This is a genomic window from Notoacmeibacter ruber (assembly GCF_003668555.1).
Taxonomy (GTDB): Bacteria; Pseudomonadota; Alphaproteobacteria; order Rhizobiales; family Rhizobiaceae; genus Notoacmeibacter; species Notoacmeibacter ruber.
On the sequence record NZ_RCWN01000001.1, the window covers coordinates 2,741,166 to 2,766,713 of the forward strand.

A 25,548-nucleotide genomic window follows, 5' to 3' on the forward strand; every position below is an offset into this window, starting at 1 on the left:
TCGGCAGGCTTGGAAATTCCGGGTAAGAAATATCGGCAGGCGGCGGGTCAGACCGAGAGGAACCCGGCCACCTTCTTTTCATCGATGCCCTCGCGGGGGCTTTCCTGGACAATGTCGCCCTTTTCCAGCACCAGCACCCGGTCGGCGATATCGAGCGCGAAGCTCAGCACCTGTTCGGAGACGACAATCGAGAGCCCCCGCTCGTCGCGGATCTGGCGGAGCGTCTTGGCCATGTCCTTGATGATGGAGGGCTGGATCCCCTCCGTCGGCTCGTCGAGCAACAGAACCTTCGGTCTGCTGGCGAGTGCCCGGGCAATGGCTAGCTGTTGCTGCTGACCGCCCGAGAGGTTACCGCCGCGCCTGTCCTTCATTTCGAGAAGCACGGGGAAGAGTTCGTAGATATCGCCGGGCACCTTGCGCTCGCCCGTGACGGTGAGACCCGTCTCGATATTCTCCTTCACCGTCATGGTGGAGAAAATCATCCGGCCCTGCGGCACATAGGCCAGGCCGTTGGCGACGCGCCTGAAACTTTCCTCGCCCTCAACATGGGCGCCATCGACGATGATCTCGCCTTTCGACGACGGGACGACACCCATCAGCGATTTCATCAGCGTTGTCTTGCCCATGCCGTTGCGGCCCATGATGGCGACGATTTCGCCCGGCGCGACATCGAAATTCATGCCGTGGATCACTTCGCTTTCGCCATAGGCAACATGGAGATTGTCGACTGTAAGCATGATCGTTCCCCTCAGTGCCCGAGATAGACTTCGACGACTTTCGGATCGTTCTGGACATGGGCCATGCTGCCTTCCGACAGCACCTTGCCCTGGTGCATCACGGTCACGCGGTGGGCGATGTCCTCGACGAACTTCATGTCGTGCTCGATGACAATCACGGAGCGGTCCTTGATGATGGTGTTGAGGAGCTCGGCGGTTTTCAGCCGCTCGCCGACGCTCATGCCGGCGACCGGCTCATCGAGCATCAGAAGTGTCGGATCCTGGATCAGCAGCATGCCGATCTCGAGCCACTGCTTCTGCCCATGGCTGAGAATCGCCGCCGGCGTGTGCAACTGGTTCTGAAGGAACACCAGCGAAGCGATCTCGTCGACCCGGTCGCGGACCTCTGCATCGCGGCGGAACGCGAGGGCCCCGAAGACATTGCGGCCCCGCGGAAAAGACAGTTCCAGATTCTCGAAAACCGTCAGTTCTTCGTAGATTGACGGGTTCTGAAACTTCCGGCCAACGCCCTTATGGACGATCTGATGTTCTTTCAGATCGGTCAGTTCGCTATCGCGAAACTTGATCGAACCGGACGTTGCCTTGGTACGGCCGCAGATCAGGTCGAGCACGGTGGTCTTGCCGGCTCCGTTCGGGCCGATGATCACACGAATCTCGTTTTCGTCGATGTAGAAGGACAGATCGTTGACCGCCTTGAAGCCATCGAACGAGACGGTCAGGCCCTCGACCGACAGCAGGAAGTCTTTTTGGGAAGGAATGGCGTTCATGATGGCCTCCTGTCATTCAGCCGGGTGAGCGAGGGATTGGCCCTCGGCATCGCGCTTGCGGATGGAACCGAGGAGGCGGGCGACGTGGGGCGCGATGTAGCGGTTGTAGAGACCGGCGATACCGTCGGGGAATGCCATCACGACCGCGATGAAGAGGCCGCCCATGGCGAACAGCCACAGTTCCGGAAAGGTCTCCGAGAACGAGGTTTTCGCGTAATTGACGAGCAGCGTGCCGTAGATCGCCCCAAACAGGGAGAGGCGCCCGCCGACCGCGGCGAAGATCACCATCTCGATCGACGGCACGATGCCAACGAAGGATGGGCTCATGAAACCGACCTGAAGCGTGAACATTGCCCCGCCGATCGCCGCCAGGGCCGCCGCGAAGCAGAAGACGAAGATCTTGAACGCCGCCACGTCGTAGCCGGAGAAACGGACGCGATCTTCCTTGTCGCGAATGGCGATGAGGAGCCGTCCGAATTTGGAGATATGAACCGCCTGCGAAAGCAGGAGGCAGGCGATGAGGAGACCCGCGCAGACGAAATAGAGGATCGTCTTGGCATCGTTTGTGCGGATGTCCCAACCCAGCAGGGTTCTGAGATCGGTGATGCCGTTGACGCCGCCCGTATAGCCCTGCTGGCCGATGATCAGGATCGTCAGGATTGCCGCCACCGCCTGGGTGATGATGGCGAAGTAGACACCGCCCACCCGCCTTGTGAACATCGCGAAACCAATGATGAAGGCGAAGATGGCGGGGACCGCGATCACAGCGACGATCGTGAATGGCAGCGAATGGAACGGCTCCCACCACCACGGCAGGGCGGTGACCTGGTTCCAGTCCATGAAGTCGGGGATGCCCGGCGTCGACTGGATCGCCGTATTCTCTGGCGAAGAAGATTCCAGCTTGAGGAACATCGCCATGCAGTAACCGCCGAGGCCGAAGAAGACGCCCTGGCCGAGGCTGAGGATGCCGCCATGGCCCCAGCAGAGCACCAGCCCGAGCGCCACGAAGGCGTAGGTCAGATATTTGCCGACGAGGTTGAGCCGGAAGGGATCGAGCGCCAGCGGGAAGACGACGAGCAGCAGGACCGCGAGGATCGCCAGATAAAGCCAGCCCTGCCGGGTGAAGAAGGGGTTGGAAAGCGCGTTCATGGCCGTTGCCTCACTGACGGATCTTGAGGGTGAACAGGCCCTGCGGACGCAGCATCAGGATGATGACGACGCTGAGCAGGGTCAGGACCTTTGCCATGGAGCCGCTCATGAAGAACTCCATGGTCGACTGGGCCTGGGAGATGGTGAAGGCCGAGGCGATGGTGCCGAGAAGGCTTGCCGCACCGCCGAAGACGACCACAAGGAAGGTGTCGACGATATAGAGCTGGCCGGCCGTCGGCCCGGTCGAGCCGATCATGGTGAAGGCCGCGCCGGCGATACCGGCAATGCCGCAGCCGAGGCCGAAGGTCATCCGGTCGACCTTGCGGGTGTCGATGCCGACCGCGCCCGCCATGACGCGGTTCTGCATGACGGCGCGAACCCGCTTGCCCCACCCGGAACGGAACATGATGAAGTAGACTGCGACGGTGATCGCGAGCGTGAGCCCCATCACGAAGAGGCCGTTGATCGGCACTTCGACGATGTCTGTCAGAGCAACCGAGCCCATCAGCCAGTCGGGAAGGGTGACGCCGACTTCGCGGGCTCCGAAAACCGAGCGGTAAAGCTGCTGCAGGACCAGCGACAGACCCCAGGTGGCGAGAAGCGTATCGAGCGGCCTTTTGTAGAGGTGGCGGATCATCGCCCATTCGACGAGAAGGCCGAGGGCGAATGAGGCCATAAAGGCGAGAACCATCGCCACGAAGAAGTAGATCGGAAACAGCGCCGGCGCGTAGCTCGAGACGAAATTCGAACACAGATAGGTGACATAGGCACCCAGAATCATGAACTCCCCATGCGCCATGTTGATCACGCCCATCTGGCCAAAGATGATGGCAAGGCCGAGCGCCATCAGCACAAAGACCGAGAAGAGGATGAGGCCGGCAAAGCCTTGCATCGCGAGGATCGAGAAGAATTCGCTATAGGTGTAATCGCCAATCATAGCCGTCGCGCCAGCCTCGGGCCGGCCTTCCTGTTCGAGAAGGAAAGGAGGAGGGCTCCCCCACGCCCAGGGCGCGGGGGAGGTGCAACCGGTTCAGCTTATTGATAGCCTTCCGGGAACGGATCCGGCTCCATCAGATCTTCGGTCTCGTAGACCACTTCGTACTGTCCGTCCGGCTTGGCATGGCCGACGCGGGTCTTGGACCAGAGGTGATGGTTTTCGTGAATGCGGACATAGCCTTCCGGCGCGGTGTCCAGTTCGATGCCGGGCGAAGCTTCCCTCACCTTGTCGATATCGAAGCTGCCGGCCTTTTCGACGGCCGCTTTCCAGAGCCAGGGGCCGAGATAGGCGGCCTGGGTGACGTCGCCGATGACCATGTCGTCGCCCCACTTCTCCTTGAACGCCGACACGAAATCCTTGTTGTTTTCGTTATCGAGGCTCTGGAAGTACTTCATCGTGGCATAGGCGCCTTCGATGTTCTCGCCGCCAATGCCCCGGATCTCATCCTCGGTCACCGAGATGGTGAGAAGCAGCGGCTTCTCCTTGGTCATGTCGATACCAGCCGCCTTGAGCTGCTTGTAGAAGGCGACGTTCGAGCCGCCCACGACGATCGCATAGATGACGTCGGGCTTCTTGAGACGGATCTTGTTGATGACCGAGTTGAACTGGGTGTGACCGAGCGGATAATATTCTTCGCCGACGACCTCGAGACCGAGCTTCTCGATATGCTTGCGCGCGATCTTGTTCGATGTGCGCGGCCAGATGTAGTCGGAGCCGAGAAGGTAGAAGGTCTTGGCGCCTTTCTCCTTGGCGACCCAGTCGATACCGGCAATGATCTGCTGCGTGGCTTCCTGGCCGGTGTAGATGACGTTCGGGCTCTCTTCCAGGCCTTCGTAGAAGGTCGGGTAGTAGAGCATGCCATTATACTGTTCGAAGACCGGCAGCACGGCCTTGCGGGAGGCCGACGTCCAGCAGCCGAAGACGGCGGCGACTTTATCCTGCACCAGCAGTTTCTTGGCCTTTTCAGCGAAGGTCGGCCAATCGGAAGCGCCGTCTTCCTGAATGTACTCGATCTTGCGACCCAGAACACCGCCCTCGGCATTGATCTGGTCGATGGCCAGTTTCTCGGCCTGCACCGAACCAGTTTCGGAGATGGCCATCGTACCGGTGATGGAATGAAGGATGCCAACCGTAACCGTATCATCGGTAACGGCCAGATTCGTCGTGTTCACATCGGCTGTTGCCGGCTTGTCTTGCGCAAGGGCGGGAACGCCCGTCGCTGCGAGGATGGAGATGGAAGCGATGCCCGCCATAAGCTGGCGGCGGCTCGTACGAAAGCCTGCACCACGAAAGCGCGGATGCGTCATGGGAAACCCCTCGGTTTCTGAAGGTCTTTTAAGGTTCAGAACCGACGGAACCCGCCGGTCGAGGGGTATCGGGCCACGCTTTTTGCGACGCAACAATGGGGCATTTGACGTATGGCAGATGCGTCAAATGCCCCATAGCGTAACAGCAGTCATTGGCGGGTGGGCATCGCCGAAGCGCTGGCAAAGCAGGCTTCGGCAATGGCCAATCTCTCTTGCCGACACGAATATCGCAGTTTGCTTGACCTTCGCGCATGCAGCAAACAAGCTATGCATCTGATAAGGGAAGACGCCATGAAAACAACTTCGGCACGACAGGTTGGATGACGCAAACCCTCCGCATAGCACGGCTCAAGCGCACATATTCGCGCTGGGTGGCGGACGAAACGATGGAAGACTGCGCGCTTCGTTTCACAGCCTATCGCGTGCGGCGTTTCTCTGCCGGCCGTATCGCCAATACGGCGATCGGCGCGGTTTCGTTTCTGGCACTGGAGGCGATCGGCGGCGCCATCACCCTGTCCTACGGATTTTCGAACGCCGTCGCCGCAATTCTCGTCACCACGGCGCTCATCTTTCTGGCTGGATTACCGATTTCCTGGCATGCTGCGAGAGCGGGAGTCGATGTTGATCTGCTGACGCGCGGTGCCGGCTTTGGCTATCTGGGCTCCACGCTGACATCGTTGATCTATGCCAGCTTCACATTCATCTTCTTCGCGATCGAGGCTGCCATCGTGGCCACGGCGCTGGAGCTGACAATCGGTATGCCGCTCTGGCTCGGATATATCGTCGCGTCGCTCGGGGTCATTCCCCTTGTGCTCTACGGCGTCACCTTCATCAGCCGATTTCAGGCATGGACGCAGCCGATCTGGATCGTCCTGCAACTGGCGCCCTTCGTTTTTATCGCTGCGAACGGTCTGCAACCCGTGCGTGACTGGACCGGTTACACCGGCCTGCGCGGCGAACTGGGCGGCGGTGTCGACATCCTTTCGTTCGGAGCGGCGTCCGCGGTCCTGTTTTCGCTGATCGCGCAGATCGGCGAGCAGGTCGACTATCTGCGGTTCCTGCCCGAGCACTCCAGGATCGGCCGGCCGCGCTGGTGGGTGGCCATGGTCAGCGCCGGCCCGGGCTGGATCGTCATCGGCGCCATGAAGATTCTCGCCGGTTCATTTCTGGCTTACTACGCCTTCGCCAACGGCACGGTGTTCAATGAGGCCTCCGACCCGGTCTACATGTATCATACCGTCTTTTCGCAGATGGTCTCCGCGCCCGAACTGGCGCTCGGCCTGACCGGCATCTTCATCGTCGTCTGCCAGGTAAAGATCAACGTCACGAACGCCTATGCGGGCTCGATTGCCTGGTCGAACTTCTTCAGCCGCCTGACGCACAATCATCCGGGCCGCGTGGTATGGCTCGTCTTCAACGTTCTCATCAGCCTGTTGCTGATGGAATTCGGCATGTATCGCGCCTTCGATCACATCCTTGGGCTCTATTCCATTCTGGCCGTTGCATGGGTCGCCGCACTGGTGGCCGATCTCGTCGTCAACAAGCCGCTCGGTCTGTCACCGAAAAAGATCGAATTTCGCCGCGCCCATCTCTACGACATCAACCCGGTCGGCTTCGGCGCCATGATAATCGGCATATGCGCCTCGATCACCGCCTATTTCGGCCTGTTCGGCGCATCGGCCGCCGCACTCTATTCCTATATCGCGATAGCCGTCACCTTTGCCGCCGTGCCTTTACTCGCAATCCTGACGGGCGGCCGCTATTACCTTGCCCGCCAGCCTGACCCGGGCGTCTCCGCATCGGGCCAGAAAACCTGCTGCATCTGCGAGTACCCCTATGACGGCGAAGATATGGCGCATTGCCCGGTCTATGCGGGCCCCATCTGCTCGCTCTGCTGCTCGCTCGATACGCGCTGCGGCGACGGCTGCAAGCCGCATGGCAGGCTCGGCGCGCAGATGCACGGTGCGATCGGCAAGCTCGCCTTCAATCACAAGAACGTCGAACGCTGGCTGGGCTCGACCCTGGCGCGCTACATCGGCATTATGGCCTGCACGGCCACGGTCATGGCGGTGGTCTTCGTCTTCGCGTCCTTCGATGGCCAGCTCAATGGCGGCCTCGGCAATGCGGCCGCCAACACCCTTCTGCTAAAGCTCTACGCGATCCTGATGATCGCGGCGGGGGTCATCGTCTGGCTCGTCGTTCTGGCGCAGGACAGTCACGCCCGGGCCGAGGAGGAGGTGCAGCGTCACACGGGCCTCCTGATGGATGAAATCACCGCCCACCGCGAGACCGATCGGCAACTCCAGCAGGCCAAGGAAGTGGCGGAGAAGGCGAATCTTGCAAAGAGCCGCTATGTGGTGGGCCTGAGCCACGAATTGCGGACACCGCTCAACGCCATTCTCGGCTACGCTCAACTGCTGCAACGGCAGGCCGAGCCGGAGACGCCGGTCGGCAATGCAGCCCGCACGATCAAGAAGAGCGGCGATCACCTCACCCTGATGATCGACGGCCTGCTCGACATTTCGCGTATTGAAGCCGGCAAACTGGAGATCTTTCGCCACAAGGTGGCGCTCAAGCCATTGCTCGATCAACTCGTCGACATGTTCAGCCTTCAGGCCGCCGGCAAGAATATCGCATTCATCTTCGAGCCCCCCGCGGCCTTGCCGGACTACGTCTGGACCGACGGCAAGCGACTGCGGCAGATCCTCATCAACCTGCTATCGAATGCGGTGAAGTTCACAAAGACCGGCGAGGTTCGTCTCGGCGTGACCTATCGGAACCAGATCGCCACCTTTACGATCGCCGATACCGGTGTCGGCATTGCGACAGAAGATCTTGAGCGCATCTTTCTTCCGTTCGAACGGGCCGGGGAAACAAGCGGCAGCGATATCGTGCCGGGCACGGGACTCGGTCTCGCCATCACACGACTCCTGGTCGACATCATGGGCGCCGACCTTTCGATCCGAAGCGAACCGGGCACGGGCACGACCTTCACGCTGCGCATCATGCTGGGTTCCGCGCACAGGGGCGAGGAGGTCCAGGTCCAGCAGCCCCTGCCGAAAGGCTATGTCGGTCAACGGCAACGCATTCTCGTCGCTGACGACAACGCCAATCATCGCGCCGTGACACGCGAATTGCTGGAGCCGATCGGGTTCGAGGTGATCGAGGCCGTCGACGGCCGTTCAGCCCTCTCAGCCGTCGCGATCTCGCCGGTGAACCTTGCGCTTCTGGACGTCGCCATGCCTCACATGGATGGCTGGCAGACCGCGCGGCGACTCCGCGCCGTCGATCCCGATCTGCCGATCGTCATGGTTTCAGCGGAAGCGGGGCCGGAGCGCAACCGTTCCGAATATCAAACACTACACGATACATACCTCACCAAACCGTTCTCCTTCGCCGATCTGGTCGAAGCGATCGGTACACTTCTGTCGCTGGAATGGACGAGCGAGAGCGAAGAGGCGCGCTGGTCGGCGGCGGCCGAGACGTGGGCCTGGCCTTCCGGGACGCGGATCGAAGAGCTTGAGAAGCTGGCTCGTACGGGCTTTCTTCGCTCACTCGTTGCAACGCTGCGTGAGGTGGAGCAGCGCGATCCCGATCTCAAACCGTTCTGTGATACGATCCGCGATCTGGCCGAGCGTGGTCGGGCTGATACGATACTCAACATTCTGGCAAGCGCGCCGGAACCGGCGAATTCATGAACACGCACAAACCTTCCATCCTGATCGTCGATGATTCTCCGGAGACTGCGTCCATGCTGAAGGACGCCATCGCCTTTCACGGCTTCATCGCAGAAGCGGCCCATTCAGGCCTCGAGGCGCTCAAGGCGATCGGCCGGGCCGTCCCGGACATGGTGCTGATGGACGCGCGCATGCCCGGCATGGACGGATTCGAAACGACGGAAATGGTCCGCTCGGATGCAAGGTCGCGCCATGTGCCAGTGATGATCATGACCGGCGCCAATGAATCCGAACATGTGGTGCGGGCCTTTGCGTCGGGCGCGGTCGACTTCATCGCCAAGCCCATCAATCTGGATGAACTCTTCGCACGGATGAGCGTGCATCTTGGACAGTCTCACCGCCAGCGCTCCGCGCAGATGGCGTTGGATGCGACGGGCCGTCACATCCTGTCCGTTTCGACGCATGGCATGATCCAGTGGATGACGCGGCAGGCGAGCGAATTGCTGGAGCGGTCGGGGCTGCCCCATGGCGAAAACCAGCGATTACCGCTCACCGTCGTGGAATGGCTGACCGAGGTGCCGGAGCAACCGCTGACGCTGCAGCATAACGGAATGGCGCTCGAACTGCGTATTGTCGAGACGTCGCCCGATCAGTTTCTGATCCGGCTCCTGGACCGCAGCATTGGCAGTGACGAAGAGCGCCTCGCCGATACGTTCGATCTCACCATGAGGGAAGCGCAGGTGCTCCTGTGGATAGCGCATGGCAAATCCAACAAGGAAATCGGCGATATTCTGGAAATGAGCCACCGGACGGTGAACAAGCATCTGGAGCAGATCTTCGCCAAGCTCGGGGTGGAAAACCGCACGGCCGCGGCAACGACGGCGGTCCGGGTGCTCTGGGCTGATAGCTGATCTCTTCAAAAAGCCGGCCTGAGCCGATGACGGCGTTTGAGAGAAGACTCAGGGTCCAAGCTGACTGGTGGAGCCGAGGGGAATCGAACCCCTGACCTCGTCATTGCGAACGACGCGCTCTCCCAGCTGAGCTACGGCCCCACGCCGCGCAGATGAAGCATCCGCGCATGTCCGCATTTATGGGCGCACCCCGATTTCTGTCAAGCAGATGGCGCCGCCTGCGCCGAGCTGCGACATCCCGAAAAACGCACTGGACAAATGCACGCCGCCCCGACAGTTTGCGCGCCTTGGGACAGCGTTCTTCGACAGCGCATGACCGATAGACGGAATGCGAACGCTCGATGGCCGACACCGACAGCCAGCCCCCTGAGAGGCAACCCACGCACGACGACCACGCGCCGGAGGACCGCTTTGCGGCCTTTCGCCATCGCTCCTATGCGCTCTATTGGCTTTCACGCTTCTTCTCGACCTTCGCAACACAAATCTTCATCGTCGCGCTCGGATGGCAGGTTTACGACATCACCCGCGATCCGCTCGATCTCGGGCTGATCGGCCTGACGCAATTCCTGCCGGCGCTGCTCCTCGTTCTGGTCACGGGGTCGGCCGCGGACCGGTTTGGCCGCAGACGCATCATGGCATTGAGCGCTGCGATCGAGGCGTCCGTCGCCGTGGCACTGCTTATCTTCACGCTCAGCGATCCCGATGAGGTCTGGCCTGTCTTTGTCCTGCTCGTGATCTTCGGCACGGCGCGAGCTTTCTACAGTCCGGCGAGTTCGGCCCTGGTCGCCAATCTCGTCCCGGCCGACACGTTTGCGAATGCCGTGGCGTGGAATTCCTCCGCCTGGCAAACCGCAACGATCGTCGGCCCTGTCCTCGGCGGCCTTCTCTACGGTGTCGGGGCAACCGCCGCCTATGCGGTGGCCACGATCCTCTTCGTAAGCGGTGCAATCCTGATCATTGCCATCAAGGCACCGCCACAGAGGATCGAGAGAGAAACGGTCAGCATCAGCACCGTTCTTGCCGGGTTCGACTATATCAGGCGCGAGAAGGTCGTGTTCGGCGCGATCTCTCTGGATCTGTTCGCCGTGCTGCTTGGCGGTGCGGTGGCGCTGATGCCCGTCTATGCCCGCGACATCCTGTCGGTCGGCCCACTGGGTCTCGGCATGCTGCGCGCGGCGCCCGGCATCGGCGCGCTTGCCATGGCGTTCTGGCTGGCGCGCTATCCGATTCGCGTCCACGCCGGAGCGATCATGCTGGCAACGGTCGGTCTATTCGGACTATTCACCGTGGTCTTCGGCATGTCGACACTGGCCTGGCTATCGATCCTCGCGCTGGTCGGCATGGGCGCTGCGGACATGGTCTCGGTCGTCATCCGTGAAACTCTGATCCAGCTCTGGACACCGGATCAACTGCGTGGCCGCGTCAACGCGGTCAATCAGGTCTTCCTCGGCGCCAGCAATGAGCTTGGCGAGTTCCGCGCCGGCACCATGGCCTACCTGATCGGGGCGGTGCCCGCCGTTGTGCTGGGAGGCTTTGCGGCCATGGGGTGCGCCGGTCTGTGGGCCTGGCTTTTCCCGCAGCTGGCGCGTGTGCAGCATCTCGACGGGCGGCACTGAAGCGGCCCGCAATCAGCCTCACAGGGAAGCCAGCTTCTCGGCGAGTTCGGTAGGCGAGCCGGCGAGCTCCAGCCTTTTCAGACGGCTCGTCGGGCCGGAAATAACCGTCACGTCACTCTTCGCGATGGAGAGACTGTCCGCCAGAAGCGCGATCAGCGCGGCATTCGCCTTGCCGCGCTCCGGCACGGCGCGCACTCTGGCTGTCAGATATGTCTGGCCGTCCGCACCCTCCACATAGCCTTCGAGGCGGTCATGCGCGGCGCGCGGCGTCAGCCGGACCACAAGCTCCACACCCTTCGCGGTCGCCCGAAAGGCCGGCACGGCGTGGCTCACACGCTGTAGAGAATCTGCATCAGCACCTGCTGAATGAAGAAGATAATGATGAACAGGATGATCGGGGAAATATCGATCCCGCCAAGATGCGGCATGAAACGGCGGATCGGCGCAAGAGCCGGCTCGGTGACCCGCACCAGAAAATCCCAGACAATATCGACGAAGCGATTGCGCCGGTTGATGATGTCGAAGGCGATCAGCCAGGACACCACGATCATCGCGATGATGATCCATTTGTAGATATCGAGCGCGTAGAGAAGCGTCAGGATGACCGGCTGCAGCACGTGCGATGTCCTTTTTGCTGAACGTTTGGCGTTATGCCGATGTAGCGAGAGCGGCGCGCCCTCACAAGGGAGCAAGTCATTCCTGGTAAAGGAAGACCCGCGCGACAGATTTGCCGCGCGGGTCTGTTTTCATTCGGCCTGACCGTCTTCCGCGGTCACTGGGCCCGTTCCGTCGATTAACGGACTGATCCGGTCGGCGAGAATTCCGGATAGGCTTCCACACCGACTTCGGCGCGGTCCAGACCGATCATCTCTTCTTCTTCGGAGACCCGCATGCCGACGATCAGCTTCAGGATGAACCAGACGATGAAGGAGGCGACGAGGGTGAAGACGCCATAGGCGACGATACCGATGAGCTGCACCCCGAAGGACGCATCGCTGTTGGTCGCCGGCACGATGATCGTGCCCCACATACCGGCCAGAAGGTGAACCGGAATGGCGCCGACCACGTCGTCGATCTTCAGCTTGTCGAGCAGCGGCACGGTGAAGACGACGATCACACCGCCGACGGCACCGATCAGGATGGCGGCAAGCGGACCGGGCGTCAGCGGCTCGGCCGTGATGGACACCAGACCGGCCAGCGCGCCGTTCAGCACCATCGTGACATCGACCTTCTTGTAGAGAATGGCCGTCAGGATGAGCGCAGCCACCACACCGCCGGCAGCGGCGAGGTTGGTGTTGGCGAAGATGCGGCTGACATCGGAGACGTCACCGATCGAGCCCATCGCGAGCTGCGAAGCGCCGTTGAAGCCGAACCAGCCGAGCCACAGGATGAACGTGCCAAGCGTGGCGAGCGGGATGGACGAGCCCGGAAGCGGGTGAACAACACCGCCCGTACCAAACTTGCCAAGACGCGGGCCAAGCAGGATGGCACCGGCCAGAGCGGCCCAGCCGCCGACCGAGTGAACCAGCGTGGAACCGGCGAAGTCCTGGAAGCCCATGGCATCGAGCCAGCCGGCACCCCATTTCCACGAACCGGCGATCGGATAGATGAAGCCGGTCAGGATCACGGTGAAGATCAGGAAGGGCATCAGCTTGATGCGCTCGGCAAGCGTTCCTGAAACGATCGACGCGGCCGTTGCCACGAAGACCATCTGGAAGAACCAGTCCGATGCGGTCGAATAGCCCGTATCGAGCGCGTTGCCGCCAACCGGGTCCCACGCATAGGGCGCGAAGGTGCCGATATAGCCACCATCCACATTCGTATACATCAGGCTGTAGCCGACCACCCAGTACATGATGCCGGCGATCGAATAGAGTGCGATATTCTTCAAGCACTGCATGGAGACGTTCTTGGAACGCACCAGACCGGCCTCGAGCATGGCGAAGCCCGCCGCCATCCACATGACCAGAAAGCCACCGATCAGGAACAGCAGCGTGTTGAAGATATAGGCGGTCTCGGCGGAAACGCCTCCGCCCGAAACGGCCTCTGCAGCAGCGTCGCTACCCTGACCGGCAGCATCAGCGGCTTCCTGCGCGAAGGCAGGTTCGAGATAGGCCAGACCTGTCAGCCCGGTCAGGGCGGCCATGGCGAGAAGTTTGCGGTTCATCGTGGAATAACCCCTCTTGATCAAAGCGCGTCGGAATCGGCTTCGCCCGTGCGGATACGCAGGGCGCTGTCGATCGCGTAGACGAAGATTTTCCCGTCGCCGATCTGGCCTGTCTTGGCCGCTCCGGCGATCGCTTCGACCACCTTTTCGACGTCGGTGGTCGGCACGACGAGCTCGATCTTCAGTTTCGGGAGGAAACTCACGGCGTATTCGGCGCCGCGATAGATTTCGGTATGGCCTTTCTGCCGACCGTAACCTTTTACCTCGGTCACGGTGAGGCCCTGAACGCCGATGCCGGTCAGTGCTTCGCGCACTTCGTCCAGCTTGAACGGCTTGATGATTGCCATCACTATTTTCATTCGGTTCGACCCTCTCTTTCGCGTGAGGTCACGCAATGGTTCGTGAACGCAAGCGAGCTGTGCCCCGCGGGTTCGTGAAAGAGAGATTCAAGGATCGTGCCAAATGGGAACGGACGGACCGAAAACCTTCCGGCAAAACACAAAACAGGCGCCAATCAGGATTAGCGCCTGCTCATATCCGATTCATATGCACGGTAAATGTGCAGTGACTTCGGAACTGACTACTTTTTAGGCGCACGCACCCGCATCAGCCCTTCCTGCGCCACTGAAGCGATATGCGTGCCGTCCCGTGTGAAGATCATGCCGCGCGCGAAGCCGCGTGAGCCGATCGCCGTCGGGCTTTCCGAACTGTAAAGAAGCCAGTCCGACAGATTGGTCGGCCGGTGAAACCACATGGCGTGGTCCAGACTGGCCATCTGCAATTGCGGATCCCACACGGAGCGGCCATGGGCGAAGGTCGCCGTGTCCAGCAGCGTCATGTCGGAGGCATAGGCTAGAATGGCCGAGCGAAGCGGCGCATCGTCCGGCACCGTCTCAGCACCGAGCGTCCGAATCCAGACGTGCTGGATCGGCTCCAGCTTGTCGCGGGTCAGATAGTGATCAGTCATCACCGGGCGGAATTCGAAAGGCCTCGGCTGCTTCCACCAGCTTTTCATGGCCTCGGGCAGCTTGTCGATGAACCCGCCCATAAGGTCGCCATCACTTTGCAGGTCTTCCGGCGTCGGCACATCCGGCATCACCGCCTGATGGTCGAGCCCCTCCTCTTCGAGATGAAACGACGCCATAAAGGAAAAAATAGCGTGGCCGTGCTGAATAGCGTTCACGCGACGGGTGACAAAGCTGCGCCCATCGCGGATACGGTCGACCTGATAAACGATCGGCACGGCGGGATCGCCGGGTCGCAAAAAGTAGGCGTGGAGCGAATGAACACCATATTCCACTTCGACAGTCTGCTGAGCGGCCACGAGCGCCTGCCCGATCACCTGACCGCCGAAGATGCGCTGCCAGCCGACCTGGGGTGAATTGCCGCGGTAGAGATTATGTTCGATCCGTTCCAGCGTCAGCGTTTCGAGAAGATCGGCGATAGGGTCCGACATAGCTTAATCATTTCTCCAATGGACAGGTGTGCACGATGTCGGACAGGGTGTCGCGCCAGTCAAGCGGTAAGCCGTTTTCGAACTTGAAGGAGTATGTTTCATCATGTCAGGAACTGAAGGCGCGGATCGGCACGCCGATATCGTCATTTGCGGTGCCGGCTATGTCGGACTCGCGACGGCTGTCGCCATAAAGCAGGCACGCCCCTCGCTCGACATTGTCGTGGCCGATGCCGCCCCCGAAGGTGTGTGGCGCAAGGAGGGACGTGCCTCCGCGATCGCGGCTGCCGCGCAGGCCATGCTCGAACAGTTGGGCGTCTGGCAGAGACTGGCTGAGGGCGCGCAACCGATCAACGAAATGATCGTGACCGACAGCCGCAACTCCGACCCCATCCGCCCGGTCTTTTTGACCTTTTCCGGCGAAGTGGAACCGGGCCAGCCTTTCGCCCATATGTTGATGAACCGCGATATGATCGGCGCCTTGCGCGAGCGCGCCGACGAACTGGGGATCGAGGTCAACCAGAGCACGCCCATTGCCGCTCTCGACCGCAGCGGACCGATGGCCACCGTGACCGCCGCGGACGGCCGCCGCTTTCGCGCTCGCCTGATCGTCGCCGCCGACGGCGCACGGTCCCGATTGCGCGACTGGGCCGGCATCCGGACGGTCTCATGGCAATATGGCCAGAGTGGCATCGTCTGCACGATCGGCCATGAACGCCCCCATAATGGCCGGGCGGAAGAGCATTTCCTTCCTGTCGGACCGTTCGCAATATTGCCGCTGCCGGGCAACAGATCATCGATCGTGTGGAATGAACGCACCGCCGATGCCGAACGGCTGGTCAAGGGCGATCCATTCCTCTTCGAAGCCGAGCTGGAGGCCCGTTTTGGACGCCATCTCGGCGCGATCACCGTCGAAAGCGAACCACGCGCCTTTCCGCTTGGCCTGACGCTGGCACGAGCCTTCGTGACGCAGAGGCTGGCCCTCGCCGGAGACGCGGCGCACGGTATCCACCCGATCGCCGGCCAGGGCCTCAACCTCGGCTTCAAGGATGTGGCGGCTCTGGCCGAGATCATCGTCGAGGCCGACCGTCTCGGACAGGATTTCGGTCAGGAAGACGTTCTGGAAGCCTATCAGCGCTGGCGCCGCTTCGACACGCTCCGCATGGGCGCCACCAGCGATATCCTCAACCGGCTTTTCTCCAATGATATCACGCCGGTCCGAATGATCCGGGATTTCGGTCTCGGCCTCGTCGAGCGTATGCCGGGCCTGAAGCGTGACTTCATCCGACAGGCGGCGGGCCATGCTGGGCCCCTGCCGCGCCTGCTGAAGGGACAAGCCATATGACGGCGGGCGCCGCGAACGGGACCGGCGGCCACAGCCCTCATTCTCCGCTCCGCCGTGTTGGTTTCGACGAGCTGACGGCAACGGTGCGGCAGGCCGCCCTCGCCCGCGGCTACCCCAAGGAAATCGCTTCGATCGCGGCGGAAATGACCTTGTGGTGCGAGCGTCACCGCCTGCCGGCTCTCGCCGCAATGGCCGATCATTTCGAACGGATCGGCCGCTTCGAGGCGTCGACAGCGGAGCCGAAGCCGCAAAAGGATGGCTCGATCCAGTTCAACGATCCACTCCTCGGCGGCATGTTCATCCATCATCATTATGATGATTTTCAGTGGCCGGCGCTGATCGACGGACCGAAGACCGGAACCGTTCTTTTCGCGGCCTTTCTGGCTCTTGGCGCCCATCAGCGGGGCGATCATCTCTCGATCGCCTTTCTGGGGGCCGAAGATCGACCGGCGGAAGCCGCCCGGCTTTTGTATGGCGAGGGCCGTTCCCTCGTGGAAGGGGATGCCTCGGTCATCCGGTTCAGCCGGCGCATCGCGATCGAAAAGGTTGAACCCTCCAACAGCCTTTTGCTCGAGGAAGCCCTGTCCGAGTCGATTCCGTGCGATCCTGCCGTGATGGAGCGACTTTCGACGGACGTTTCCAAAGATTGATGGTTGATACCTCTCCAAGGAGGCACGATGCATGCGTTTCTAATCAGCTTGGCCCAAAGTTCCGCCAGCGAAGCGGGAGATGCCGCTCTGGGCGAAGACGGAACCGTGGCCACGACACCGCAACAGATCGATGTGAGTCCCAGCGGGCTTTATGAGAAGCTGGATAGTTGGGTGGACGGTTTTATCGCACTTCTTCCCAATATCGGGGTCGCGATCATCGTCTTCATCCTGTTCTGGTTGATCGGATCGGGCGTCAAGCGAGGTCTTATCGTCTGGTCGGTGCGCAATGACCGCAGGAATCTGGGCGAAGTTCTGGGTGGCTTCGTCAAAGCCGCGCTGATCATCCTCGGCGGCCTCCTCGCCATGACGATCATCCTGCCGACCTTGCGGCCCGCCGATCTCGTCGCCGGCCTCGGCATCGGTTCCGTCGCCATCGGCTTCGCCTTCAAGGACATCTTGCAGAACTGGCTGGCGGGTCTGCTCATTCTGATCCGCCAGCCCTTCCGCCCGGGCGACCAGATCGTCATCGACGGCTATGAGGGAACGGTCGAACATATCGAGACGCGCGTCACGGCGATCCGCACCTATGACGGCCGCCTGGCGCTCATTCCCAATGCCGACGTCTATACCAATGCCGTGATCGTCAACACGGCCTACCCCAAGCGCCGCAGTGAGTATGATGTCGGTATCGGCTACGGCGACGATATCGATCTGGCCCGATCCGTTATCCTCGAAACGGTCAAAAAAGCCGAGGGCGTGCTGGCCGAACCTGAGCCGGAAGTTCTCGTGCTCGATCTCGCCGCATCCTGGGTTACCATGCGCGCACGCTGGTGGAGCGATCCCTTCCGCTCGGACATTATGCATGTCCGGTCGAATGTCATTCACGATGTAAAGCTCGCCCTCGATGAGGCCGGCGTCGACATGCCCTATGAAACGGTCGTCTCCCTGTTTCATGATCAGACAGAGAATGTCGATGGCGATCGAAAGGCTCAGAGGGAAGGTTGGCCAGCGGGCGACAGTCCGCCCTCACCTGCACGCGCGATGCAAAGGGATTCCGCCTCCTCGGACAACAAAGATGATTGAGATGCGGGGCTGCGGAAACGGATTGCCCGAATCAATTTGAACATCCGGTCTAACCGCTGCTTAACGGGAACTGTGCAAAAGCAGAGGCATGCTATCTTCGGTGTGCGGTTCCATGACGATGCTTCTCTCTCTCGCCCTTCGGCTGCTGCGCGACCGCCGGGGCAATTTCGCCATGATGACGGCAGTCCTCGCGGTCCCTGTCCTCTTCTCGGTGGCTGCTGCGATCGACATGACACGTCTGATGAGTGTGAAGGAAACCGTCCGGCATGCCGCCGACGCGGCGGCGCTGGCAGCCGCAAGCTCCAATCTCACGACCGAGACGGAACGCCAGCAGCTGGCAGACAAGATATTTCACGCCAATATCGACCTTCAGAAAGTCGGCCCCCTCATCAAGGCCAACAATCTGGAGGAGACCGGCGGCGGTGGAATCCCGCGACAATATGTCTACACGGTCGATCTTTCGCTGAGTGACAGCGCCACACTCATACCGATCGACAATTTCTGGAATGCCAATATCGAAGCGGTGGTCCAGGCCGCGGATGAGCAGCTTGATATCGCCCTGGTTCTCGATAATTCCGGTTCGATGCGCGAATATGACGCCCGCACCACCACGCGGATGAGTGAGCTCATCACCGCCGCCCAATCCTTTATCGACGTCTTTGCTTCCGACGGCAGCACTCAGATCGCGGTCATCCCCTTCGATTCACAGGTGAAGGTCGACCTGCCCGCGATCAGCGCCTTTGCCGGCGTTCAGCAAAATCCTTATGCCGAGGTCGATTGCTCGGATCCGGATATCGCGCCGGCGGATGTCGAGCTATGCACCGCCAATCAGACCACGACGACGGATACCACCACAGTCGTCACTGATGCCAAGCCGTTCTCGATGAATTGCGGACTGCTTGTCGGCGCCACGGATCTGGAACAGAGCTGGTGCGAAATGGGCCGGCCGGGGTTCAACCTGCCAGCTTCCAGCACCGGCGCCTATGTTACGGGCGTCAAGCGCGGTCGTTTCTGCTTCATTTTCTGCATCGTCGGTTACGGCGTCGAGGCTAGCCAGTATACGGCCACTGTCGTGGACGGCCGTTACAAGATCGCGCGGCGCAGCGAAGAATGCGCGACCTATTTTCGCTATGAAGTCGGCGACGCGAGCCCGTGCGCTTTGCATGATGATACGTTCGGCATAATCTTCAACCAGCCTGCCCCGGAACCGACCACGGAAACCATCACGAATACCACCACCGCCTATTCCATCACGCCCGGCACGGCGAAGGCGGAAGGCGAGATTGCCCCGAATGCAAGCCTTCTTTCGCAGGATATGGACGCCTATGAGGGCTGCGTAATTGACCGGCGTACCGACTATGATGTCACCGGTTTCGTGGTTCCTCAACCGGATTCAGAAAGCGAATATCCGAAAGCCAATTGCGCGACGAATACCTTGGCGACGGTGACCGGACTAGGCACCGATTTCGCTTCGCTGAAGAACGCGGTCGGCGCTATGCAGCCTTCCCACAATACCAATATCACCATCGGAGTCGCCTGGGGGATGGAGGCCCTGTCCGCCGCGCCGCCCCTGACAGGTGTTCGGCCGAATAGCCGCAAGGTCATGGTCATCATGACCGATGGCGAGAACACCCAAAACCGCTGGATCGACGCCCGCTATGTCTCGAACGGCAGGACCCTGATCGACCAGTCGAAAAGCGCAGAGATCGACGAGAAGACGCTTGCGGCCTGCGCGATCGCCAAGGGTCAGGGGATCGAGATCTATACGCTGAACCTGCTCGATGCGGATTCCGCCATGCTGGCGAGCTGTTCGAACGGCGAAGATTACAGCTACACCGCCGATCGGGGCGAATTGATCAAGACATTCGAAGCGATCGGCCGGAAGATCAAGCGCATTCACCTGACCGGTTGATTCTAGCCCGTTGCCGCCCGACTGCATTTTAACGATCAGTTTGAGAAGGAATTTACCTTTTCGTTCAACGCGATCTTAGTCTGCCGCAGGGTAGGTTTCCATCATGAAACGATGGACAATCATCATGCGGCACGACCTTTTCTCTGCTTTCCGCTCTTTCCTCGGCGATCGCCGAGCCAATTTCGGCATCATGACGGCACTGCTCGTAGTGCCGCTTCTGATCGCGGTCACCATTCCAATCGACACGGTGCGCGCACTGAGCGTGCGGACCGTCGTACGCCAGGCATCGGATGCGGCTGCCCTTGCTGCCGCGACCTCCAACCTCCCATCCAAGGTGGCGCGAAAAGACCTGGCCGACGCTGTGTTCCAGTCCAATCTGAGTGCCGCGCAACTCGACCTAAATATCTCCTCGGCGCAACTGAAGGAGAGCAGCAGCGCAGGCGGCTCGGAGCCGGACACCTTCACTTATGAAGTCGTTGCTACTGTTGGCGACGGGGCGACGATCCTGCCGATCGGCACGCTTTTCGAAGCCAACATCGCGTCAGTCGTCAAAACGGGCAATCAGAAGATCGATATCGCTCTCGTTCTCGATAATTCTGGCTCAATGCGCGAAAGAGACGGCACATCGAGCACGCGCATGGCCGAACTGCAGACGGCAGCCAACGCTTTCGTCGACCAGTTCAGCGGCAATAACCAGGTCAAGATGGCCGTTGTGCCATTCGATTCGCAGGTCAGGGTCAACACCACGGTTGGCATCGGCGACGTCATCAATCCCTATGAAGAGGTCAACTGCGAAGAAGATTTCGAGTCGGGCACTCCAGAACTGGAAATGTGCTTGGAGAACCAGACGACGACGACCTACACCGAAGAGATCACCACAACACCTGAATTTGAAATGGATTGCAGCTTGCTTACCGGCGCCACGTCCTATGAGACACAATGGTGCAATAGCGGCAAGCTGGGCTTCAACCTGCCGGAAGAAGAGCAGGGGCGTTGGGTCGTAGGTTCCGAGCGTGGGACGGAATGCGTGGAGTGGGGTTGGTACTGGTTCACCAGATACTGCAAGCGCGAACGCTACACCGACACGTACGAACTCGATTCTCGCGTTTATGTGGCTGAGAAGAAAAGTAATGGCCGCTACCAGATCGCTCGCTATAGCGGGACTTGCCAAGCCAATCGGAGCTACAATCAGGGCGATTGGACGCCCTGCGGTACCGTCCACAGTTACGAGCGTATCATTTTCGATCAGCCAGAACCCGCACCCGTCACCCAGACCGTCACCCGGACTGTCACCGCATTTTCGAACGGCCCACGCCAGGACAAGGACGAGTCCGATCCGACCCGTACCCCGGACGCGGATCTGATTTACACCGGCACCGAAACCTATGATGGCTGCTACACCGATCGCGCACAGCCCTATGATATCACAGGCTACACGATGCCGAACCCGAACACTGAGACGAAGCTGCGTCGGGCCCAATGTGCCAATGACAGCCTGAGTTATACAGCGGGGCTCACCAACCAGCACCATACCGTCAAATCGACGATTGATGGTATGACGCCGGCAGGCTGGACCAACATCACGATCGGCATGGCCTGGGGTATGGAGGCTCTGTCTCAAACGCCGCCGCTGACCGGTGCACGCAGCAGCAATACGACCCGCAAGATCATCGTCCTGATGACAGACGGCGAAAACACCCAGAACTATTGGAAGAACGTCAATGTAAGAATGGGCAACAGATGGGTGGTCAGTCAAACCGTACTGAACTCGATCAACGCACGGACGCTGGCCGCCTGTCAGACGGCCAAAGACCAGGGAGTCGAAATCTATACCGTCAATCTTGTTGACGCTGACTCTTCGCTCTTGTCTCAATGCGCGACTGACCCCGCCAACGCGCTGACTGCCATTCGCGGCGGGCTCGAAGACGCCTTCAAGGATGTCGCGAACCAGATCAAACGCACCTATCTAGCAGGCTGATGCGCCAGCAGAAGCAAAAACAGGCGCCGAAGGGCGCCTGTTTTTTATGGCCTTGAGAAGGCTGACCGAAGAGATCGTGTGTAGCAAAGTCTCCCGCGCAAGCCTGGCAGACGCTTAGCTGAGGCCCGGAATGCCACGAAAGGCTTCTTCGCCCCAGACATCGCGAATGCGGTCGTCACGTCCGCACGCAGCGCGATAGTACTTGTAGGCCGCCTTCGCCGTCAGGCCGCCCGGCGAGAGCTTGAAGTCGTCTTTCTGATAGTAATTCTGGTGATAGTCTTCTGCGGCCGTGAAGTCGGCTGAAGAAACAGGCTGCTCCACGGGCGTGACGATCGTCTGTCCAAGCTGCTGCTCGGCCTGTGCCTTGACCTCCTCCGCTGTCTTCGCCTGCTCAGCCGAAAGCGGATAGATCGCCGAGCTATATCCATGGCCACGGTCGCAGAACTGCCCGCCATCATCGGTGACGTCGATGCTGTGAAGCAGCGCATCGACGAGCTGATCATAGCTGACCTTCTGGGCATCATAGGTAATCTTCACGGCTTCGCGATGCCCGCCCGAACCGTAGGTTTTGTAAGTCGGATTGTCGGTCGTACCGCCAATATAGCCTGAAATGGTTTCCTGCACGCCGGGAACCTTGTCGAAATCGCTTTCGACGCACCAGAAGCAGCCGCCGGCAAAGATCGCCGTTTCCGCGAGCGCGGACGTGGCAAAGCCGGCGCCGGGAAGCGCGATGGCGAGCACAAGAGCCAATTTGAATGGTCGGGCCATGGGTAACTCCAGTCGTTTTCGCCACACGATCAAGTCCGCACGGCCGAGGATGGATCTACCCTCTTAACGGACCGGACAAACGCATTGTTTCACCCTCACCCATCGACATGGCGATGGAGCCACGCCTCGTCATTCTTCTCGATCTCTTCGATCTCGACCTGAACCTGTCGGTTCTCGCCCTCGTCGATCCAACCTTGACGGGTACAGATCTCCGACGCGGCAGAAAGATCGTCGGTCACCGCCACGGGAATTCCCGCCGCCTCGGCCACTTTCTTCAATCTTTCGATATGCTGGTCGTTCACATGCGCCACGTCGCGGATAAACACCGCCATGACGCGTCCTTCATGTTTCTCGATGACATCGGCGTAGATATCCGCATCCCTCTGGCCGGAATCGCCGATCAGGATGAAATTCAGATCCGGCCAGGTCGTCATCACCCGCTCGATCATCTTGCCCTTGTGCCCCGAATGACCGCCGGTGAACCATTTGGTTTCGTCCAGTCCGAAATCCTTCAGAAGCATCGGCCCGAGCGGAATGTTATTGAGGGCCATGAAGCGTTCGAAAAGGTCCGCCAGGTTCCAAGGACTGGACGAAACGTAGACCACAGGGTTGGTTTCCGGCCCGGCCGATCCTTCGGCAAGTGCGGTGTAGAGAGCCGATGTGCCGGGCAGCACCTGCCGGCCCGCTGCGGAATGCGACACCACGGTTCGCCAGTGCTTCAGGAAATTGAACGCGCCGGTCTTCACGATGGTATCGTCAATATCGGAGATGATGCCGAACTGCGCCTCCGGACGGGGCGTGCGTATGCGGCAGCGCGCTTCTAGGGGCGGCGCCTCGGCATCCCCGGCATTGACAAGCGAAACATCGACATTCTGCCAGGGACCGATTTCATCGAAATCCTCGCCGGGCGCGATCGTGACGTCGAAATAGCCTTCATCGTCGGTGACCATCTCGCCACTCTGGCTACCGAGCGTCCACGCAATGCGTGCGCCCGGAATTTCCCGGCTCGAATAGCGTTTATAGGTGTAGCGCAGATTGGTGAGCAGTGAGTGGCTGTTAAGATGTTCGATCTCGCCGCGATTTTCGATCACCCGCCCCCGAAACCAGAGCCGTTCGGATGTTCCAAAGCCGATATAAGGCTGGATGATCGCCGGCTTGACGAGGCCTAGGCGGCGTCTCAGCGAACGGCGATGCTTATCGAGATGGCCTTCCGCATAATGAATTTTTCGCCGCAGCCAGGCCGACCAGTTCGATCCCATGAGCCATCCAATCGTTCATCACTCTGCGCTCCAACATATGGGAAGAGCCGTCTGCGGCAAGAAATCGTCTCGAGACACCGCTTGCGGGCTGCGATGCAACTTGAAGGCATGGCCGCTCGTTGATCAGCGGAAGGCCGGTTACGGCTGATTTATTTCACACTTTCAGAGGTTCCAGACATGAAACGTCATGCAACAGCAATTTGGCAGGGTGCACTTTCCGATGGCAGCGGCACACTCGACACGCAGTCGGGCGCGCTTTCCAGCCATGGCTATTCCTTCAAATCCCGTTTCGAGGATGAAAACGGCAAGTCGGGCACCAACCCTGAGGAATTGCTGGCTGCCGCTCACGCCGGCTGCTTTGCGATGCAGCTCTCCCACATGCTGGCGGAAAACGGCACGCCCGCCGACAAGCTGCAGGCCGAAAGCGTGGTGACTGTCGAACAGGAAGGTGAAGGTTTCGCGGTGAAATCGTCGAAGATCATCCTCGAAGGCCAGGTTCCCGGCATCGAAGACGACAAGTTCCAGGCGCTCGCCACGAAGGCGAAAGAGAGCTGCCCGCTCTCCAAGGCGCTCTCTTCGATCGAGATCACCCTCGACGCCAAACTCGTCTGAATTTCGCTTTCAGATCGTAACAGCGCCGCTCCCCGAGCGGCGCTTTTTTATCCTCTTCAGACGAAACGCTGAACACGGCCCCACGCTAGTCGCGGGCGCCTCGATTGCCCTTTTGCCAGCGATCGTGCAAACCGCATTGCTAAGGAATGGCACGCCGGGGGGACTGCCGGATACCATGCTGGACATCATTTCCATTACCGGGCCGGTCTTCATCGTCATCGCGGTCGGATTTCTGGCGGTCAAATCAAGCCTCATGTCGGCTGAAGAAATCCGCGGGGTCGGCCGGTTCGTTCTTCTCATCGCCCTGCCGGCGCTCATCTTCCATGCCGTGGCAAGCCGACCGATGAGCGACGTCTTCGAGCCGAGTTACATGGCAGCCTATGCCGCAGGTTCGCTTCTTATGATCGCGGTTTCCTACCTGTTCAGCCGCGTAGTCACGGGTCTCGATCAGAGCCGTGCGGCGATCCGTTCCATGGGCATGACCTGCCCCAATAGCGGCTTTATTGGCTACCCGATCATGCTGATCCTGTTTCCGGAAATCGCGGCTCAGATTCTCGCACTCAATTTCATCGTGGAGAACGTTCTGCTGGTTCCCCTTCTTCTGACGATGGCCGAGCAGGGTCGGAACAACGGAGAGAGCCGTTCGATAGGGCAAAGCTTGAAAGCGACGCTAACGAGACTGGCGCGTACGCCCCTGATGATCGCCATCGCGCTTTCGGTGCCTGTCTCGCTGGCCGGACTGCCAATGCCGGCCCTCGTCGAGCGCCCTTTGGGCATCCTGGCGGACGTGGCGGTCGGCGCGTCCCTCTTCTACGTCGGCTCAATGCTGGCCATTGTCGGGAAAAAGGGCATGAGCGCGAAGGCCATACCGACGGCCATCGGCAAGCTGATCGTCCATCCGCTGATCCTGCTCGTTGCCTATGGTGCGATGGTCGCTCTGGGTCTGACGAGTGCGGATGAGCCGATGCTCCTCGCCCTTCTTCTCACCGGCGCCCTTCCGGCCTTCACCGTCTTTCCCATACTCGCGAGCAATTACGACTACGGGGCAGAAGCCGGCTTTGCCCTTATCGTGATGACGGCCGCGTCGTTCTTTACGCTGACGCTTCTTCTGATACTGACGCAGGACGCTTCAGGATCAATGTGGGGCAATCTGTTCTAAA

General features: G+C 60.3%; 22 protein-coding genes and 1 tRNA gene. 10 read left to right on the forward strand and 13 right to left on the reverse strand.

Translation table 11 applies throughout. From position 1 onward, the window contains the following. Positions 1–47 precede the first annotated feature (47 nt). From urtE to urtA, 5 genes are all read right to left on the reverse strand, one after another. Complete coding sequence (urtE, locus tag D8780_RS13160; RefSeq protein ID WP_121646012.1) at positions 48–737, reverse strand: urea ABC transporter ATP-binding subunit UrtE; 690 nt, start codon at positions 735–737, stop codon at positions 48–50. 11 nt (positions 738–748) lie between these two features. After that, positions 749–1,504: an urea ABC transporter ATP-binding protein UrtD gene (urtD, locus tag D8780_RS13165; RefSeq protein WP_121646013.1), complete on the reverse strand. Its 756-nt coding sequence runs from the start codon at positions 1,502–1,504 to the stop codon at positions 749–751. Between the two features lie 12 nt (positions 1,505–1,516). Beyond that, complete coding sequence (urtC, locus tag D8780_RS13170; protein ID WP_121646014.1) at positions 1,517–2,653, reverse strand: urea ABC transporter permease subunit UrtC; 1,137 nt, start codon at positions 2,651–2,653, stop codon at positions 1,517–1,519. 10 nt (positions 2,654–2,663) lie between these two features. Further along, positions 2,664–3,590, reverse strand: a complete 927-nt coding sequence (gene urtB, locus D8780_RS13175) for an urea ABC transporter permease subunit UrtB (protein ID WP_121646015.1) — start codon at positions 3,588–3,590, stop codon at positions 2,664–2,666. A gap of 98 nt (positions 3,591–3,688) precedes the next feature. Next, the gene (gene urtA / locus D8780_RS13180) at positions 3,689–4,957 is read right to left on the reverse strand and encodes an urea ABC transporter substrate-binding protein (RefSeq protein WP_121646016.1); all 1,269 of its coding nucleotides are present in this window, start codon (positions 4,955–4,957) and stop codon (positions 3,689–3,691) included. Between the two features lie 320 nt (positions 4,958–5,277). Between urtA and D8780_RS13185 the strand changes: the two genes are divergently transcribed. Together D8780_RS13185 and D8780_RS13190 are read left to right on the forward strand one after the other, a co-directional pair. Further along, entirely contained in the window at positions 5,278–8,655 is a 3,378-nt protein-coding gene (locus D8780_RS13185; protein ID WP_121646017.1) for a hybrid sensor histidine kinase/response regulator, read from the forward strand. Then, positions 8,652–9,545 carry a response regulator transcription factor gene (locus D8780_RS13190; protein WP_121646018.1) on the forward strand — a complete coding sequence of 298 codons (894 nt, stop codon included), beginning with the start codon at positions 8,652–8,654 and terminating at the stop codon, positions 9,543–9,545. Before D8780_RS13185 ends, D8780_RS13190 begins: the two co-directional genes overlap by 4 nt. A 65-nt stretch (positions 9,546–9,610) precedes the next feature. On the opposite strand, the gene D8780_RS13195 is transcribed toward D8780_RS13190, so the two are convergent. Next, a tRNA-Ala gene (locus D8780_RS13195) sits at positions 9,611–9,686 on the reverse strand. Between the two features lie 200 nt (positions 9,687–9,886). Between D8780_RS13195 and D8780_RS13200 the strand changes: the two genes are divergently transcribed. Then, complete coding sequence (locus D8780_RS13200; RefSeq protein WP_121646019.1) at positions 9,887–11,161, forward strand: MFS transporter; 1,275 nt, start codon at positions 9,887–9,889, stop codon at positions 11,159–11,161. 18 nt (positions 11,162–11,179) lie between these two features. Here D8780_RS13200 and D8780_RS13205 read toward each other — a convergent pair whose 3' ends face one another. From D8780_RS13205 to tesB, 5 genes are all read right to left on the reverse strand, one after another. Then, complete coding sequence (locus D8780_RS13205; protein WP_121646567.1) at positions 11,180–11,482, reverse strand: DUF167 family protein; 303 nt, start codon at positions 11,480–11,482, stop codon at positions 11,180–11,182. 8 nt (positions 11,483–11,490) lie between these two features. Further along, complete coding sequence (locus tag D8780_RS13210; RefSeq protein ID WP_121646568.1) at positions 11,491–11,775, reverse strand: YggT family protein; 285 nt, start codon at positions 11,773–11,775, stop codon at positions 11,491–11,493. Positions 11,776–11,954: 179 nt separating this feature from the next. After that, a complete protein-coding gene (locus tag D8780_RS13215) occupies positions 11,955–13,328 on the reverse strand; it encodes an ammonium transporter (protein WP_121646020.1) in 1,374 nt (457 codons plus the stop codon). 20 nt (positions 13,329–13,348) lie between these two features. Next, positions 13,349–13,687, reverse strand: coding sequence for a P-II family nitrogen regulator (locus D8780_RS13220; protein WP_121646021.1), 339 nt, complete (start codon positions 13,685–13,687; stop codon positions 13,349–13,351). 221 nt (positions 13,688–13,908) lie between these two features. After that, on the reverse strand, positions 13,909–14,784 hold the full coding sequence (gene tesB, locus D8780_RS13225; protein WP_121646022.1) for an acyl-CoA thioesterase II: 876 nt from the start codon (positions 14,782–14,784) through the stop codon (positions 13,909–13,911). A gap of 103 nt (positions 14,785–14,887) precedes the next feature. On the opposite strand from tesB, the gene D8780_RS13230 reads away from it, so the two are divergent. The 5 genes from D8780_RS13230 (at position 14,888) to D8780_RS13250 (ending at position 21,749) form a co-directional block, all read left to right on the forward strand. Then, the gene (locus tag D8780_RS13230; RefSeq protein ID WP_121646023.1) at positions 14,888–16,126 is read left to right on the forward strand and encodes a ubiquinone biosynthesis hydroxylase; all 1,239 of its coding nucleotides are present in this window, start codon (positions 14,888–14,890) and stop codon (positions 16,124–16,126) included. Further along, positions 16,123–16,776, forward strand: a complete 654-nt coding sequence (locus D8780_RS13235; RefSeq protein WP_121646024.1) for a DUF3726 domain-containing protein — start codon at positions 16,123–16,125, stop codon at positions 16,774–16,776. The genes D8780_RS13230 and D8780_RS13235 overlap by 4 nt, the downstream gene beginning before the upstream one ends. A 27-nt stretch (positions 16,777–16,803) precedes the next feature. Continuing rightward, the gene (locus tag D8780_RS13240; RefSeq protein ID WP_121646025.1) at positions 16,804–17,859 is read left to right on the forward strand and encodes a mechanosensitive ion channel family protein; all 1,056 of its coding nucleotides are present in this window, start codon (positions 16,804–16,806) and stop codon (positions 17,857–17,859) included. A gap of 112 nt (positions 17,860–17,971) precedes the next feature. After that, on the forward strand, positions 17,972–19,771 hold the full coding sequence (locus D8780_RS13245) for a VWA domain-containing protein (protein WP_158598511.1): 1,800 nt from the start codon (positions 17,972–17,974) through the stop codon (positions 19,769–19,771). Positions 19,772–19,874: 103 nt separating this feature from the next. Beyond that, positions 19,875–21,749, forward strand: a complete 1,875-nt coding sequence (locus D8780_RS13250) for a VWA domain-containing protein (protein WP_121646027.1) — start codon at positions 19,875–19,877, stop codon at positions 21,747–21,749. Between the two features lie 114 nt (positions 21,750–21,863). Here D8780_RS13250 and msrA read toward each other — a convergent pair whose 3' ends face one another. Both msrA and D8780_RS13260 read right to left on the reverse strand, forming a co-directional pair. Next, the gene (gene msrA / locus D8780_RS13255; RefSeq protein WP_121646028.1) at positions 21,864–22,517 is read right to left on the reverse strand and encodes a peptide-methionine (S)-S-oxide reductase MsrA; all 654 of its coding nucleotides are present in this window, start codon (positions 22,515–22,517) and stop codon (positions 21,864–21,866) included. A gap of 95 nt (positions 22,518–22,612) precedes the next feature. Further along, positions 22,613–23,776 (reverse strand): App1 family protein phosphatidate phosphatase, encoded by a 1,164-nt coding sequence (locus D8780_RS13260; RefSeq protein ID WP_121646029.1) that lies wholly within the window; start codon positions 23,774–23,776, stop codon positions 22,613–22,615. Positions 23,777–23,953: 177 nt separating this feature from the next. Between D8780_RS13260 and D8780_RS13265 the strand changes: the two genes are divergently transcribed. Together D8780_RS13265 and D8780_RS13270 are read left to right on the forward strand one after the other, a co-directional pair. Then, positions 23,954–24,388: an OsmC family protein gene (locus D8780_RS13265; RefSeq protein ID WP_121646030.1), complete on the forward strand. Its 435-nt coding sequence runs from the start codon at positions 23,954–23,956 to the stop codon at positions 24,386–24,388. 175 nt (positions 24,389–24,563) lie between these two features. Continuing rightward, positions 24,564–25,547, forward strand: a complete 984-nt coding sequence (locus tag D8780_RS13270; protein WP_121646031.1) for an AEC family transporter — start codon at positions 24,564–24,566, stop codon at positions 25,545–25,547. The last annotated feature ends 1 nt before the right edge of the window (position 25,548 follow it).